Source organism: Pseudoroseomonas cervicalis (assembly GCF_030818485.1).
GTDB classification, from domain to species: Bacteria; Pseudomonadota; Alphaproteobacteria; order Acetobacterales; family Acetobacteraceae; genus Pseudoroseomonas; species Pseudoroseomonas cervicalis_A.
This window is the reverse complement of record NZ_JAUTAJ010000004.1, coordinates 2,618,171-2,632,500: the sequence shown is the minus strand read 5'-3', so window position 1 is coordinate 2,632,500 and position 14,330 is coordinate 2,618,171. Positions and strand designations below refer to the sequence as shown.

At 70.7% G+C, this 14,330-nt stretch carries 11 protein-coding genes, 1 tRNA gene and 2 rRNA genes (1 of these 14 cut by a window edge); 6 read left to right on the top strand and 8 right to left on the bottom strand.

Going from position 1 to position 14,330, the window contains the following annotated elements:
• The 3 genes from QE401_RS16145 to QE401_RS16135 all read left to right on the top strand — a co-directional run.
• Positions 1–1,049 (top strand): 23S ribosomal RNA (locus QE401_RS16145); it begins 1,687 nt to the left of the window's first position.
• Positions 1,050–1,172: 123 nt separating this feature from the next.
• A 5S ribosomal RNA gene (gene rrf, locus QE401_RS16140) occupies positions 1,173–1,287 on the top strand.
• Positions 1,288–1,341: 54 nt separating this feature from the next.
• Positions 1,342–1,415, top strand: a tRNA-Met gene (locus QE401_RS16135).
• A gap of 35 nt (positions 1,416–1,450) precedes the next feature.
• Here the strand turns inward: QE401_RS16135 and QE401_RS16130 are convergent.
• The 3 genes from QE401_RS16130 to QE401_RS16120 all read right to left on the bottom strand — a co-directional run bounded on the left by QE401_RS16130 (position 1,451) and on the right by QE401_RS16120 (position 3,742).
• On the bottom strand, positions 1,451–1,750 hold the full coding sequence (locus tag QE401_RS16130; RefSeq protein WP_307139174.1) for a chaperone modulator CbpM: 300 nt from the start codon (positions 1,748–1,750) through the stop codon (positions 1,451–1,453).
• Positions 1,747–2,667 (bottom strand): DnaJ C-terminal domain-containing protein, encoded by a 921-nt coding sequence (locus QE401_RS16125; RefSeq protein ID WP_307139173.1) that lies wholly within the window; start codon positions 2,665–2,667, stop codon positions 1,747–1,749. Before QE401_RS16125 ends, QE401_RS16130 begins: the two co-directional genes overlap by 4 nt.
• Positions 2,668–2,794: 127 nt before the next feature.
• A complete protein-coding gene (locus tag QE401_RS16120; protein WP_307139172.1) occupies positions 2,795–3,742 on the bottom strand; it encodes a LysR family transcriptional regulator in 948 nt (315 codons plus the stop codon).
• Positions 3,743–3,846: 104 nt separating this feature from the next.
• On the opposite strand from QE401_RS16120, the gene QE401_RS16115 reads away from it, so the two are divergent.
• Entirely contained in the window at positions 3,847–4,920 is a 1,074-nt protein-coding gene (locus QE401_RS16115; protein WP_307139171.1) for a tartrate dehydrogenase, read from the top strand.
• Positions 4,921–5,020: 100 nt separating this feature from the next.
• A complete protein-coding gene (locus QE401_RS16110) occupies positions 5,021–5,998 on the top strand; it encodes a tripartite tricarboxylate transporter substrate-binding protein (protein ID WP_307139170.1) in 978 nt (325 codons plus the stop codon).
• A 188-nt stretch (positions 5,999–6,186) separates the two neighbouring features.
• On the opposite strand, the gene QE401_RS16105 is transcribed toward QE401_RS16110, so the two are convergent.
• Both QE401_RS16105 and QE401_RS16100 read right to left on the bottom strand, forming a co-directional pair.
• Positions 6,187–9,366 carry an efflux RND transporter permease subunit gene (locus QE401_RS16105; RefSeq protein WP_307139169.1) on the bottom strand — a complete coding sequence of 1,060 codons (3,180 nt, stop codon included), beginning with the start codon at positions 9,364–9,366 and terminating at the stop codon, positions 6,187–6,189.
• A gap of 161 nt (positions 9,367–9,527) precedes the next feature.
• Complete coding sequence (locus QE401_RS16100) at positions 9,528–10,652, bottom strand: efflux RND transporter periplasmic adaptor subunit (RefSeq protein WP_307139168.1); 1,125 nt, start codon at positions 10,650–10,652, stop codon at positions 9,528–9,530.
• Positions 10,653–10,782: 130 nt separating this feature from the next.
• On the opposite strand from QE401_RS16100, the gene QE401_RS16095 reads away from it, so the two are divergent.
• A complete protein-coding gene (locus tag QE401_RS16095; protein ID WP_307139167.1) occupies positions 10,783–11,424 on the top strand; it encodes a TetR/AcrR family transcriptional regulator in 642 nt (213 codons plus the stop codon).
• A 97-nt stretch (positions 11,425–11,521) separates the two neighbouring features.
• Here QE401_RS16095 and htpG read toward each other — a convergent pair whose 3' ends face one another.
• The 3 genes from htpG to QE401_RS16080 form a co-directional block, all read right to left on the bottom strand.
• Complete coding sequence (gene htpG, locus QE401_RS16090) at positions 11,522–13,351, bottom strand: molecular chaperone HtpG (protein ID WP_307139166.1); 1,830 nt, start codon at positions 13,349–13,351, stop codon at positions 11,522–11,524.
• Between the two features lie 88 nt (positions 13,352–13,439).
• A complete protein-coding gene (locus QE401_RS16085; RefSeq protein ID WP_307139165.1) occupies positions 13,440–13,757 on the bottom strand; it encodes a DMT family transporter in 318 nt (105 codons plus the stop codon).
• Positions 13,754–14,320 (bottom strand): TetR/AcrR family transcriptional regulator, encoded by a 567-nt coding sequence (locus tag QE401_RS16080; RefSeq protein ID WP_307139164.1) that lies wholly within the window; start codon positions 14,318–14,320, stop codon positions 13,754–13,756. The genes QE401_RS16085 and QE401_RS16080 overlap by 4 nt, the downstream gene beginning before the upstream one ends.
• Positions 14,321–14,330: the final 10 nt, after the last annotated feature.

The following is a 14,330-nucleotide window of genomic DNA, read 5'->3' as shown; positions in this document are numbered from 1 at the left end:
CGCCTGCCCGGTGCCGGAAGGTTAAGGGGAGGAGTGCAAGCTCCGAACCGAAGCCCCGGTAAACGGCGGCCGTAACTATAACGGTCCTAAGGTAGCGAAATTCCTTGTCGGGTAAGTTCCGACCTGCACGAATGGCGTAACGACCTCCCCACTGTCTCCAGCATGGGCTCAGCGAAATTGAATTCCCCGTGAAGATGCGGGGTACCCGTGGTCAGACGGAAAGACCCTATGAACCTTTACTGCAACTTCGCAGTGGTGCCAGGAAGGGGCTGTGTAGGATAGGTGGGAGGCTATGAAACCGGGGCGCCAGCTTCGGCGGAGCCATCCTTGAAATACCACCCTGCGCCTTTCTGGCATCTAACTGAGCCCCGTATAGCCGGGGCCAGGACCCTGCGTGGCGGGCAGTTTGACTGGGGCGGTCGCCTCCCAAATGGTAACGGAGGCGCGCGATGGTGGGCTCAAGCCGGTCGGACATCGGCTGTTGAGTGCAAAGGCATAAGCCCGCCTGACTGTGAGCGCGACAGCGCGAACAGAGACGAAAGTCGGCCTTAGTGATCCGGTGGTCCCGCGTGGAAGGGCCATCGCTCAACGGATAAAAGGTACTCTAGGGATAACAGGCTGATCTCCCCCAAGAGTCCACATCGACGGGGAGGTTTGGCACCTCGATGTCGGCTCATCGCATCCCGGGGCTGGAGCAGGTCCCAAGGGTTCGGCTGTTCGCCGATTAAAGCGGTACGTGAGCTGGGTTTAGAACGTCGTGAGACAGTTCGGTCCCTATCTGCCATGGGTGTTGGAGACTTGCGAGGATCTGTCCCTAGTACGAGAGGACCGGGATGGACGTACCTCTGGTGCACCAGTTGTTCCGCCAGGAGCATCGCTGGGTAGCTAAGTACGGAACGGATAACCGCTGAAGGCATCTAAGCGGGAAACCAGCCTCTAAACGAGGTCTCCCCAAGGGCCGTGGAAGACCACCACGTCGATAGGCCGCATGTATACGCCTGGTAACAGGCTCAGCTAAGCGGTCCTAATAGCCCAAACGATCTCATCTCTCCCATCGCTGTCGGCCTCAAAACCGACACCGCACGCAGCACCAATCCGCACTCACACTCACTCACATCACCAAATCAGACACACCATCCGTTCACACCCAAAAAGAAGATCCGGCTTGGTGGCCTGGTGGCCATCGCGGGGTTGATACACCCGATCCCATCCCGAACTCGGCCGTGAAACACCCCAGCGCCCATGGTACTTCGCCTCAAGGCGCGGGAGAGTAGGTCGCCGCCAGGCCACCAAGCCGGACCTTCTTTTTGGTTTCCACCATGAACGGAACAAACCCACCACCGCGGGGTGGAGCAGCCCGGTAGCTCGTCAGGCTCATAACCTGAAGGTCACAGGTTCAAATCCTGTCCCCGCATCCCACACCCCCATGGCATTCGCCCTGGGGGTTTCGTCATTCCAGATCCCCCCGCAGCGACGCCAGCGCCGCGGCCCGCGCCTCCGGCGGCAGACCCTCCAACACCGCCCGCAAGGCCGCGCGCAGACCATGCAACTGGTCCAGCAGCCGCAGCGCCACATCCACACCCGCCGCGTTCACCCCAAGCTCCTCCGTCAGATCCCGGATCAGCGCCACACGCGCCAGCTCCGCCACAGGCCGCTCCGCCTCCGACGACAGCCAGCCCTCCGACACCCAAAGCTCCAGCGTCGGCTCGATGAGGCCAGACTGGAGCAGGAATTCCTCGCGCCGGATCATCCCATCCCCTTTCGTGGATCATGGGCGCGGCCCGCGGACCAGCCGCGCAGGAATTCTTCCAGGGCCGGGTCCGGCTTCTCCGGCAGCATCACGCGCAGCTCGGCATAGGCATCGCCGCGGCTGCCATCCGGGCGCGGCACGCCGCGACCGCGCAGGCGCAGCACCGTGCCGCTGTTGCTGCCGGGCGGGATGGCCAGCATCACCGTGCCCGCCGGCGTCGGAGCCTCCACCTTGCCGCCCAGCACCGCCTCGGTCAGGCTGACCGGCAGGGTCAGGCGGATGTCGTGGCCATCGCGGGTGAAGAGCGGGTGCGGCAGCACCACCAGCTCCACCAGCAGATCGCCGGGCGGGCCGCCGCCCCAGCCTTCCTGCCCCTTGCCGCGCAGGCGCAGCACCTGGCCATCCTCGGCCCCCGGCGGCACCTTCACATCCACCGCCGAGCCATCGGGCAGCACCAGACGCTTGGTCTCGCCATTCACCGCCTCGAGGAATTCCAGCGTGACGCGGCCGCGCAGATCGGCGCCCTTCATGCGGATGCCCGACCCGGCGCGCCCGGCCCGTCGGCGGCCCAGGATCTCGGAGAGGATGTCATCCTCCTCCGCCATGTCGGCGAAGCCGGCGCCGCTGCTGTGGCGGTCGCCCTCGCCGCCGGCATGCTGCCGCCAGTAGCGCGGCTGCGGCTTCTCCTGCCCGCTGGCGTCGATCTCGCCGCGGTCGTAGCGGGCGCGTTTCTCGGCATCCGACAGCAGGTCGTGCGCGGCGGAGACCTGCTTGAAGCGCTCCTCCGCCTGGCGGTCGCCCGGGTTCAGGTCGGGGTGCAGCTTGCGGGCCAGCTTGCGATAGGCGCGGCGGATCTCCTCCGCCGAGGCGTCGCGCGCCACGCCGAGCAGGGCATAGGGATCCTCCGATCCGCTCATGGCATCATCCCTCTCCCGCCTCGATGCGGCAGCTTCGCGCCGGGCGCGGTGCAAGGGAAGGGGGATGCACAGGAAAGTTCTTTTTTTAAAAAAGAACCAAAAAACTTCTGTCAGTTTGGCGTCCCGCCTAGCCGGGAGACGGCGGCAGCCTGAAAGAAAGTCTTTTTGCTTCTTTTTCTTCAGAAAAAGAAGAATCCTTCCTGAGAACTTCCAGGAACAGATCCCGCGCCGGCGAGACCTGCCCTGCCACCCAGGCCGCCCCCAGCATCGCCTCCGGCGCCGGCTCGCGTGGTGCCGCCAGCGGCCGGTAGACCAGCCCGCGCGCCCCCAGCTGCGCCGCCCATTCCGGCACCAGCGCCACGCCCAGCCCCGCCGCCACCAGGCCGACGATGGTCTGCTTTTCCGCCGCCTCCTGCGCCGGGCGGGGCAGGGACAGGCCGGCCTCCTCGAACAGCCGCGCCGCCAGGGCCAGGCTGTGCGGCCGGCTGTGGCGCGGCGGCAGGATCAGCCGCTCCCCCACCAGGTCGCGCGCAGAAAGCTGCCGCCGTCGCGCCAGGGCATGGCCGCGCGGCAGGGCGGCCACCAGACGTTCCTGCCGCAAGGGCAGGAAGGCCAGGCCCGACTCGGCGGGCGGCGTGCGGATGAAGGCCAGATCCAGCCGGCCGGAGGCCAGCATTGGCAGCAGGCGGGCCGATTTCTCCTCGGTCAGCCGCGTCTCCACCGCCGGGTGCCGGGCGCGGAAGGCGGACAGCAGGGGCGGCAGCAGGGTGGAGGCGGCGCTGTCGATCGCCCCCAGCCGCAGCAGCTGCGCCTCCTGCGCCAGGGCCCGCACCCGCTGCGCGGCGGCGGCGGCACCGGCCAGCAAGGCGCGCGCCTCCTCCAGCAGGGCGCTGCCGGCGGCGGTCAGGGCGACATGGCGGGTGGTGCGGACCAGCAGCGCCGTGCCCAGCTCCTCCTCCAGCTGCCGCACATGGCGGCCGAGCGCCGAGGGCAGCATGTGCAGCCGCGCGGCGGCGCGGCCGAAATGCAGCTCCTCCGCCACCGCCACGAAGCAGCCCAGCTGCCGCAGCTCCACCGCGCCCTCCCCGGGATTGATGCGTTTTCTTGTATAATCCTATGCGCGCGATCCCGCCGCGTCACCATCCTAGGCTCGCCGGCCCAAGAGGATGAGGATACGCGATGCGCGAGCACAGGATCGCCGCCATTCCGGCCGATGGCATCGGCCCCGAGGTGATCGCCGCCGGGCTGCAGGCGCTGGAGGCGCTGGAGCGCCGCTGCGGCGATTTCCGCCTGGCGGTGGAGGAGTTCCCCTGGGGCTCGGCCTATTATCGCCAGCATGGCGTGATGATGCCGGGCGACGGGCTGGAGCAGCTAAAGCGCTTCGACGCGATCTATTTCGGTGCCGTCGGCGCGCCGGACGTGCCGGACCACATCACCCTGTGGGGCCTGCGCCTGCCGATCTGCCAGGGCTTCGACCAGTACGCCAATGTCCGCCCCACCAAGATCCTGCCCGGCATCACCCCGCCGCTGCGCGATTGCGGCCCGGGTGACCTGGACTGGGTGATCGTGCGGGAGAATTCGGAAGGCGAATATGCCGGCCATGGCGGCCGCGCGCATCGCGGCCTGCCGGAGGAGGTGGCGACCGAGACCGCCATCTTCACCCGTGTCGGCGTCACCCGCATCATGCGCTACGCCTTCCGCCTGGCCCAGGCGCGGCCGCGCAAATTCCTGACGGTCGTCACCAAGTCCAACGCCCAGCGCCACGGCATGGTGATGTGGGACGAGATCGCCGAGCAGGTCTCCCACGAATTTCCCGACGTCACCTGGGACAAGATGCTGGTGGACGCCATGACCATGCGCATGGTGCTGAAGCCGGGCAGCCTCGACACCATCGTCGCCACCAACCTGCATGCCGACATCCTCTCCGACCTCGCCGCGGCGCTGGCCGGCAGCCTGGGCGTGGCGCCCACCGGCAATATCGACCCGGAGCGGCGCTTCCCCTCGATGTTCGAGCCGATCCATGGCTCGGCCTTCGACATCACGGGCAAGGGCATCGCCAACCCGGTCGCCACCTTCTGGACCGGCGCGCAGATGCTGGAGCACCTCGGCGAGCGCGACGCCGCCGCCAGGCTGATGCGCGCGGTGGAGCAGGTGACGGGGGCCGGCATCCTGACCCCCGATCTCGGCGGCAAGGCCACGACGCGTGAGGTGACGGAGGCCGTCTGCGAGGCGATCCGCGCCGACAACGCCTGAACGGCACGAACCGGACGGGCGGCGCCCCCGCCGCCCGTCCCGCTGCACCGGAACGAGCCAGACAAAGCAACAAGCACCTGGCCTTCGAGGGAATCGATCCATGCGCATCACCCGACGCGGCCTGATGGCCGCCCTGCCACTGCTGCTGGCCGCCCCCGCGCTGCGCGCGCAGGAGGCCTTCCCCAGCCGCGCCATCACCCTGACCGTGCCCTTCGCCGCCGGCGGGCCCACGGACGTGATCAGCCGCCTGGTGGCGGAGGGCATGTCGCGCGAACTCGGCCAGCCGGTGGTGGTGGAGAATGTGGTGGGCGCCGGCGGCACCATCGCCGCCGCCCGCGTCGCCCAGGCGCGGCCCGATGGCCACACCCTGCTGATGCACCATGTCGGCATGGCCAGCACGGCGACGCTGTACCGGCGCCTGCCCTTCTCGGTGCTGGAGAGCTTCGCGCCGCTCGGCCTCGCCTCCGACGCGGCGATGACGCTGATCGCGCGCCCCGACTTCCCGGCCCAGGACCTGGCCGGCTTCATGGCGCAGATCCGCCAGCAGGGCGACAGGCTGAACCTGGCGCATTCCGGCCTGGGCGGCGCCAACCAGCTCTGCGGCATGCTGCTGCAGCACGCCGCCGGAAGGGCGGTGACGCCGGTGGTGTTCCGCGGCAGCGCGCCGGCCATCACCGACCTGATGGCAGGCCGCATCGACATCTTCTGCGACCAGGCCACCAACACCATGCCCTTCATCCGCGAGGGGCGCCTCAAGGCCTATGCCGTCACCCTGCCGCAGCGCGTGCCGGGGCTGGAACTGCCCACCACCGCCGAGGCCGGCGAGCCCAGCATCGTCATGAGCACCTGGCACGGCCTCTACGCCCCGGCCCACACGCCGGAGCCGGTGCAGCAACGCCTGGCCACCGCGCTGCGCGCCGCCCTGAAGGAGGAGCGCCTGCGCCAGCGCTTCGCCGACCTGGTCACCGAACCCGCCACCGCCGAGCGCGCCACCCCCGAATTCCACCGCCGCTTCCTGGCCGAGGAAGTCGCCCGCTGGCGCCCCATCATCGAAGCCGCCGGCACCTACGCGGACTGATTTCTTTCAGCTGCCGGTTTTCTTCCGGCTGCCGGTCATGGCCGGGACGGGTGGCGCAACACTCGCCAGATGCGCTCCGGCCCAGCGTCGCGTCCCGCCTCCCCACCCGACGGCGGCAGCACGAAAGAAAAAAGCCGGAGGGTGGGAGCCCCCCGGCTTCATCGTGTCTGCTGTGGTCCGGCCCGCCCTTAGTGGGGCGTGGCCTGGGCCGGCTGCAGCGGCGCGCTCTTCTGGCGGCGGGCCATGGCGCGGGCGACGACGTAGAAGATCGGCGTGAAGACCAGGCCGAAGATCGTCACCCCCAGCATGCCGGCGAAGACCGCGGTGCCCAGGCTCTGGCGCATCTCGGCGCCGGCGCCGGTCGCGATGGCCAGCGGCAGCACGCCCAGGATGAAGGCCAGCGAGGTCATCAGGATCGGCCGCAGCCGGGTGCGCGCGGCGGCTTCCGCCGCCTGCCAGCGGCTCATCCCCTCGGCCTCGGCGGCGCGGGCGAATTCGACGATCAGGATGGCGTTCTTGGCGGCCAGGCCCACCAGCACCACCAGACCCACCTGCACCAGCACATTGTTGTCGAGGCCGCGCCACACCACGCCCATCAGCGCGGCCAGCACGGACATCGGCGCGATCAGCACCACCGCCAGCGGCAGCAGCCAGCTTTCATACATCGCCGCCAGCAGCAGGAAGACGAAGACCACGGCCAGGCCGAAGGCGATCGGCGCGGTGTTGCCCTGCGTCGTCTCCTGCAGGGCGATCTCGGTCCATTCGAAGCCGAAGCCGTCCGGCAGCTCGCTGGCCAGCACCGCCTCCATGGCGGCGATCGCCTGGCCGGTGGAGATGCCGGGCTTCGCCGCGCCCTGGATCTCGGCCGCGGGATAGAGGTTGTAGCGCGGCACGCGATAGGGCGCGGTGTCGTCGGCGAAGCGGGCCAGCGCGCCCACCGGCACCATCTGGCCGTCATCATTGCGGGTGCGCAGCAGGGCGACGTCGCGCGGCGTCAGGCGCTGCGCCTCCTCCGCCTGGGCGGTGACCCGGTAGGTGCGGCCAAGGATGTTGAAGTCGTTGACGAAGGCCGAGCCGAGATAGACCGACAGCGTCTCCGCCACGCGGGAGACCGGCACGCCCAGCATCTCCGCCTTGCTGCGGTCCACCTCGGTGCGCAGCGTCGGGGTGGAGGTGTTGAACAGGGTGAAGGCCATGGCGATCTCGGGCCGCTGGAAGGCGGCGCCGACGATGCGCTGCGTCGCCTGCTCCAGCGCGCGCGGCCCCTGGCCGGTGCGGTCCTGCACATAGAGCTTGAAGCCGCCGCCGGTGCCGATGCCGGGCACCGAGGGGGGCGGGATGACCAGCGCCATCGCCTCGCGGTCCTGGGCGAGGCGCGCCTGCACCTGGCCCAGGATGGCGCCATAGGCCAGGCCCTGCGCCGCGCGTTCCTCGAAGGGCTTGAGGGTGACGAAGATCACGCCCGAATTCGGCGCGTTGGTGAAGGTGGCGCCGTCGAAGCCGACGAAGGCCACCGCCCCCTCGACGCCCGGGATCTGCAGCACGGCTTCCGAGGCGCGGCGCACCACGCCATCGGTGCGCGACAGCGCCGCACCCGGCGGCAGCTGGAAGGCGGCGATCAGATAGCCGCGGTCGAGCGGCGGGATCAGCCCGGTCGGCGTGGTGCGCACCATCTGCCCGGTGGCCGCCAGCAGCCCGGCATAGAGGATCAGCAGCAGCGCCGAGAAGCGCAGCAGCCGTCGCGTCATCCGCCCATAGCCGAGCGACATGGCGTCGAAGGCGCGGTTGAAGCCGCGGAAGAACAGCCCGACCGGGGCGGTCGCCCAGCGGCGCCAGCCGGTGGGGGCATGGTGGCTGTGCGGCCGTAGCAGCAGGGCCGCGAGGGCCGGGGAGAGGGTGAGCGAGACCAGCGCCGAGATCAGCGTCGCCACCGCGATGGTGACGGCGAATTGCTGGTAGAAGGCGCCGGCGATGCCGGAGATGAAGGCGGTGGGCACGAAGACCGCGCAGAGCACGAGGGCGATGGCGAGGAGCGCGAAGCCCACCTCGTCCATGGTGCGCTCGGCCGCCGCGCGCGGCTGCATGCCGTCGGCCAGGTGGCGCTCGACATTCTCCACCACGACGATGGCGTCGTCGACGACGATGCCGATGGCCAGGATCAGGCCGAACATCGACAGCGTGTTCAGCGACAGCCCCAGCGCCGACATCGCCACGAAGGTGCCGACGATGGAGACCGGGATGGCCAGCAGCGGGATCACCGCCGCGCGCCAGGATTGCAGGAAGAGGATGACCACGACGACGACCAGCAGGATCGCCTCGATGAAGGTGTGCAGCACCGCCTCCATCGACTGGGCGATGAAGCGCGTCGTGTCATAGACGATGGAATATTGCAGCCCGGGCGGGAAGCTCTTCGACAGCTCCTCCATGGTGTGGCGCACCGCCTCGGCGGTGGCCAGCGCGTTGGAGCCGGGGCGCTGGAACAGCGGGATGGCGGTCGCGGTCTGGTTGTTGAGGTAGGCGTTGACCGTGTAGTCCTGGCTGCCCAGCTCGACGCGGGCGATGTCGCGCAGCCGCACCGGCGCGCCGCCCTCGCCGGTGGCCACCACCGTCTCGGCGAATTCCTCCGGCGTGATCAGGCGGCCCAGCGCCTGGACGTTCACCTGGAAGGCCTGGCCCTGGCCGATGCCGGTTGGCGGCTGGTTCAGCCCGCCGGCGGCCACCTGCGCATTGGCGCGGCGCAGCGCCTCCACCACCTCGCCCGGGGTCAGGCCGCGGGCCGCCACGCGCGAGGGGTCGAGCCAGATGCGCATGGCGTAGTCGCGCGCGCCGAAGATCTGCACATCGCCGATGCCATCGAGCCGCGCCAGCCGGTCGCGCACATTCAGCGTCGCGTAGTTCGACACGTATTGCTGGTCGCGCGAGCCATCGGGCGAGAGCATGTGCACGACCATCAGCAGGTCGGGCGAGGCTTTGCGCACCTGCAGGCCGAGGCGGCGCACCTCCTCGGGCAGGCGCGGCTCGGCCACGGCCACGCGGTTCTGCACCAGCACCTGCGCCGCATCGACATCGGTGCCCTGGCGGAACACCACGGTGACGGTCAGACGCCCGTCACCGGTCGATTGCGAGGTGAGGTAGAGCATGTTGTCGACGCCGTTGATCTCCTGCTCGAGCGGCGTCGCCACCGTGGCGGCGATCGTCTCGGCGGAGGCGCCGGGATAGGTGGCGTTGACCGTCACCGTGGGCGGCGCGATCTCGGGATATTCGCTGATCGGCAGGCGGAAGGCGGCGATGGCCCCGATCAGCGTGATCGCGATCGAGATCACCGCGGCGAAGACCGGCCGCGCGATGAAGAAGCGGGCGAAGCGCATGGGCTTTGTCCCAGAAAGGAAGAAACAGGAAAGTTCCGGGGGAATGAATTCCCCCTTTCTTTCAGGGCCGACCTCCGTTGTCGGTCGGCGGCCCGCCTGGCCACGCTCGCGCGGCAGCCTGAAAGAAAAGGGGAGAATTCATTCTCCCCCAGGCTTCTGGCTCAGCGCTGCGCCAGCCGGGCCGGCGGCGCCAGCTCCGCCGTGACGCGCCCGCCCGGCCGGGCCAAATGCAGCCCGGCCACGATGACGCGGTCCTGCGGCGACAGGCCCTGGCGCACCACGCGCAGCCCGTCCACCACCGGGCCCAGCGTCACCGGCTTGGCCTGCACCGTGCCGTCGGCGGTGACGGTCATCACCATGCGGGCGGCCTGGTCGGCGGCGATGGCGGCGTCCGGGATCAGCAGCGCCTCGCCCTCGCCGGCGCGCAGCCGCAGCCGGGCGAACAGGCCGGGCGCCAGCAGCATGTCCGGGTTGGCGATCTGCGCGCGGGCGCGCAGCGTGCCGGAGCGGCCCTGCAGCGCGCTGTCCAGGAAGTCGAGCCGCCCCTGGCGCGGCCATTCGGTCTCATCCGCCAGGCGCAGCTGCACCGCGGGCTCGGCGCCCGGGCGGGTGATGCCGGCGCGCGCCAGGCGGAGATAATCCGCCTCGCTCATGTCGAACACCGCATAGATCGGGTCCAGCGCCAGGATGGTGGTCAGCAGCGTGTCGCTGGCCTGCACCAGATTGCCGGCATCGACCCGGCGGTCGGAGGCGCGGCCGGATTGCGGCGCGCGCACCTCGGTCCAGCTCAGCTCCAGCTCGGCCTGGCGCAGCTGCGCCTGGGCCGAGGCGAGCTGCGCCTCGGCCTCGCGCTGGGCGGCGCGGCGGCTGTCGAGCTGCGCCTGCGGCGCGATGCGGTCGCGCACCAGGGGGGCGGTGCGGTTGATGTCCTGGCGGGCGAGATCCAGCCGCGCCTCGGCGCGCGCGATCTCGGCCCGCGCCGCCTCGACGGCGATGGCGAAGGGGCGCTGGTCGATGGTGAAGAGCAGGTCGCCCTGGCGGACGATCTGGCCATCGCGGAAATGCACGCGCTGCACCTGGCCGGAGATGCGCGGCCGCAGCTCCACCCGGGCGGAGGGTTCGAGTCGCGCGACATGCTCGTCCCATTCGGTGACCTGGCGGCGGACGGGCTCGGCGACGGTGACGGCGGGCGGGGCAGGCTGGGCCAGCGCGGCCTGGCTGGCCAGGACCGGGAGCCCGAAGGCCAGCAACGCCGTAGGAAGGGCCTTGCGGAAGTGGGAGGACATTGCCTATCTCCAGGGCCGGATGATACCGACCGGTTCGTCACATAGGGATACGTACCGATCGGTATCATTGCAAGGGGGCAGGGATGATGCTTTGCCCACGAGAACGCGAGGACAGAGGAAGGAGGCTCCCGTGACCGAAACGGCAACGCCCAAGGCCCACAGCCCGCGTGACGCGCGGCCGGCGGCGCAGCGTGTGCTGGATGCGGCGAAGGAGCTGTTCTACCGCCAGGGCATCCGCGCCACCGGGGTGGAGGAGGTGTGCCGCGTCGCTGGCACCACCAAGATGAGCCTCTACCGCGCCTTCCCCTCGAAGGACGCGCTGGTCGAGGCGATCCTGCGCGAGGATTGCGCCGAGGAGGAGGATTGGTACGGCCCGGTGCTGTGCGGCAGCATGCCGGCGCGCGACCGGCCGATGGCCTTCCTGCGCCAGGCGGCCAAGGCGATGCGCAGCCCGGGCTTCCGCGGCTGCCCGATGGGCCTGGCCATCGTCGAATTCCCCGACCCCGACCACCCGGCCCGCCAGGTGGCGGATGCCCGCAAGCACGCCATGCGCGAGCTGCTGCGCGCCCTCTGCGCCGAGGCCGGGGCGGCGGAGCCGGATATCGCCGGCGACAGCATGCTGCTGCTGCTGGAAGGCGCCTTCTGCGCCGTGCCCTATCTGGGCGGCGAGGCGGCGGCCCGCGCGCTGGAGCAGGCGGGCGAGATCCTGCTCGGCGCCATCCTGCCGGAGGGCGCGCCGGCGGCGGAACCCGCCGCCGCCAGCGCCGATTAACAGCGCCGGCTGAGCCCGGCGGGCCGCCCCGGGGGCGCCAAAGGGAGCGCCAAAGGGGGCGCGCCGGGGGGTCAGGCCCCGCGGCGGCCCATCGCCCTCACTGCGCCAGCGCCGCCGCCACGCGGCGGGCGAAGCCCACCGGGTCGCGCGGGCTGTCGCCATCCTGCACCCGGGCCAGGTCCAGCAGCAGCCCGGCCGTCTCCGCCAGATCGGCCTCGCCGGCCGCCTGTTCCGCCAGGCGGCGGATCAGCGCATGGCGCGGGTTCAGCAGCAGCACGGCGCGGTCCGGCCCGGTGGCGCGGCCGGCGCGGCGCAGCAGGCGCTGCATGGCGAGATCCGGCCCGCCCTTGCCTGCGGCCAGCACCACGGCGCTGTCCACCAGCCGGTCGGTCGCCTGCACCTCCGCCACCTCCTCCCCCAGCGCCGCCTTCAGCTTCGGCAGCAGGCCAGAGAGATCGGCCGGGGCCTCGCTCTGCTCCTGCAGCAGCGGCAGGGCCGAAAGATCGATCTCGCCCTGGGTGATGCTGCGCAGCACCTTGCCCTCGACGCTCGCCAGCCGCTCGGGCCAGAAGGCGTCGATCTGGTCGGGCAGCAGCAGCACCTCGACGCCGCGGGCGCGGAAGCCCTCGAGCTGGGGCGAGGCCGCCAGCGCCTCGGCCTGGTCGCCGGCCAGCACATAGATCGCCTCCTGCCCCGGCTTCATCCGCGCGATGTAGTCGGCGAAGGAGGTCCAGCCCTCCACGGCGGAGGAGCGGAAGCGCAGCAGGGCGGCGATCTCCTGCCGGTGCTCGGCATCCTCCCAGATGCCCTCCTTCAGGATGGCGCCGAAATTCTCGTGGAAGCCGGCATAGGAGTCGGCGTCCCTGGCGCGGCTCTTCAGCTCGGACAGCACGCGGCTGGTCACCGCCTTGCGGATGCGCGCCAGCGCCGGCGTCGCTTGCAGCATCTCGCGGCTGACATTCAGCGGCAGGTCCTCGGTGTCCACCACGCCGCGCACGAAGCGCAGCCAGGAGGGCAGCAGCCCCGCCTCGTCGGTGATGAACATGCGGCGGACATGCAGGCGCAGCCGGCTCTCCCGCTCGCCTTCCACCACCTCGAAGGGCTTCATGCCGGGAATGAACAGCAGCGCGGTGAAGTCGACGCTGCCCTCGGCGCGCCAGTGCAGCGTCGCCCAGGGCTTGTCGAAGGCATGCGCCACATGCCGGTAGAACTCGGCATAGGCCTCCTCGGCGATCTCCGATTTCGGCTTGCGCCAGAGCGCGGTGCCTTCGTTCGCCGGCTCCTCCTGCCCGTCGCGCAGCAGCAGGATGGGGATGGTGATGTGGTCCGCCCATTTGCGGATGATCGCCTGCAGCCGCCAGGGGTCGAGGAACTCGCCGGCATCCTCCTTCAGGTGCAGCACGATGTCGGTGCCGGCTTCCGCGCGGCTGCCGGGGGCCAGGGTGTAGTCGCCGCGCCCCTCGCTGGCCCAGACCCAGGCCTCCTCGCTGCCGGCGCGGCGCGAGGTGACCTCGACCCGCTCGGCCACCATGAAGGCGGAGTAGAAGCCGACGCCGAACTGGCCGATCAGGCTGGGCTTGTCGGTCGCCGGCGCCTCGGCGAGCGAGCGGGCGAAGGCCAGGGTGCCGGAGCGCGCGATGGTGCCGAGATGCTGGGTGAGCTCCGCCTTGCTCATGCCGATGCCGGGGTCGGACAGCGTCAGGATGCGGGCGGCGGCATCGGGGATGATGCGCAGCTTCGCCTCGCCCGGCGGCATCAGGGCCGGGTCGGACAGCGCCTCGAAGCGGCGGCGGTCCACCGCGTCGGCGGCATTGGCGACCAGCTCGCGCAGGAAGATCTCGCGCTCGGAATAGAGGGCATGCACCACGAGGTCGAGCAGGCGCCCGACCTCGGCGCCGAATTCATGGCGTTCCAGGGCCTCGCTCATAGGACATCTCCCGCAGGTTCAGGCTTCAGCGCGGCGCGATATGTGCCGGCCCCGGCCCCGGTTCAAGCGGGGGTGGCGGGCCGGCCCGTCATCCCGCCAGTTTCAGCGTGATGACCCCGCCCATGATCATCGCCACCCCGGCGAAGCGGGCGAGCGAGGCCGGGTCGCCATAGGCCAGCACCCCCACCAGGAAGGTGCCGGCGGCGCCGATGCCGGTCCAGACCGCATAGGCGGTGCCGAGCGGGATGCTGCGCTGCGCCAGCCACAGGAAGCTGCCGCTGGCCAGCATGAAGCCCACAGCCAGGCCGATGCCGAGCCAGCGCGTGCCCGGCGCCTGCGACAGTTTCAGCCCGACCGGCCAGCCGATCTCCAGCAGCCCGGCCAGCAGCAGCCAGACCCAGCTCACCCGGGCTCCTCCCCCGTGCCGAGCCGGCCCTCCAGCAGCGCGTGCAGATCCTGCCGCAGCGTCTCCCACTCCGCATCGCCGAAGCCCATCAGGCCGAAGGCGCGCAGGATGAAGGCGCCTTCCACCGCCAGCAGCGCCAGCCGGGCGCGCTGGCCCTCCGGCCTGGCGGGGTCGAGCGCGCCGAAATGCTCGGCATACCAGCGCCGCCATTCCTCCCGCCGCTGCACCGATTCGATCAGCGTCGCCATGAAGCCGGCGGCGCGGCCATATTCCGCCGGCTGCAGCCCCATGGTGATGTCGAGATGGGCGCGCACCCGCGCCGCCGGCGCCGCGTCGGGGGCCAGCCGGGCCTGCATCTCGCTGTCATACTCGCCCGACCAGCGCTCGACCAGCGCCGCCAGCAGCTCGTCCTTGGTGCCGAAGCGCGACTGGATGCCGCCCTTGGAGACGCCGGCGGCGCGCGCCACCGCATCCAGCGTCAGCGCCGCGGTGCCGTCCTTCAGCAGGATGGCCTCGGCCAGGTCGAGGACCTTGTCACGGTCGATGCTCGGCGGGCGCCCCATGCCGTCTCCT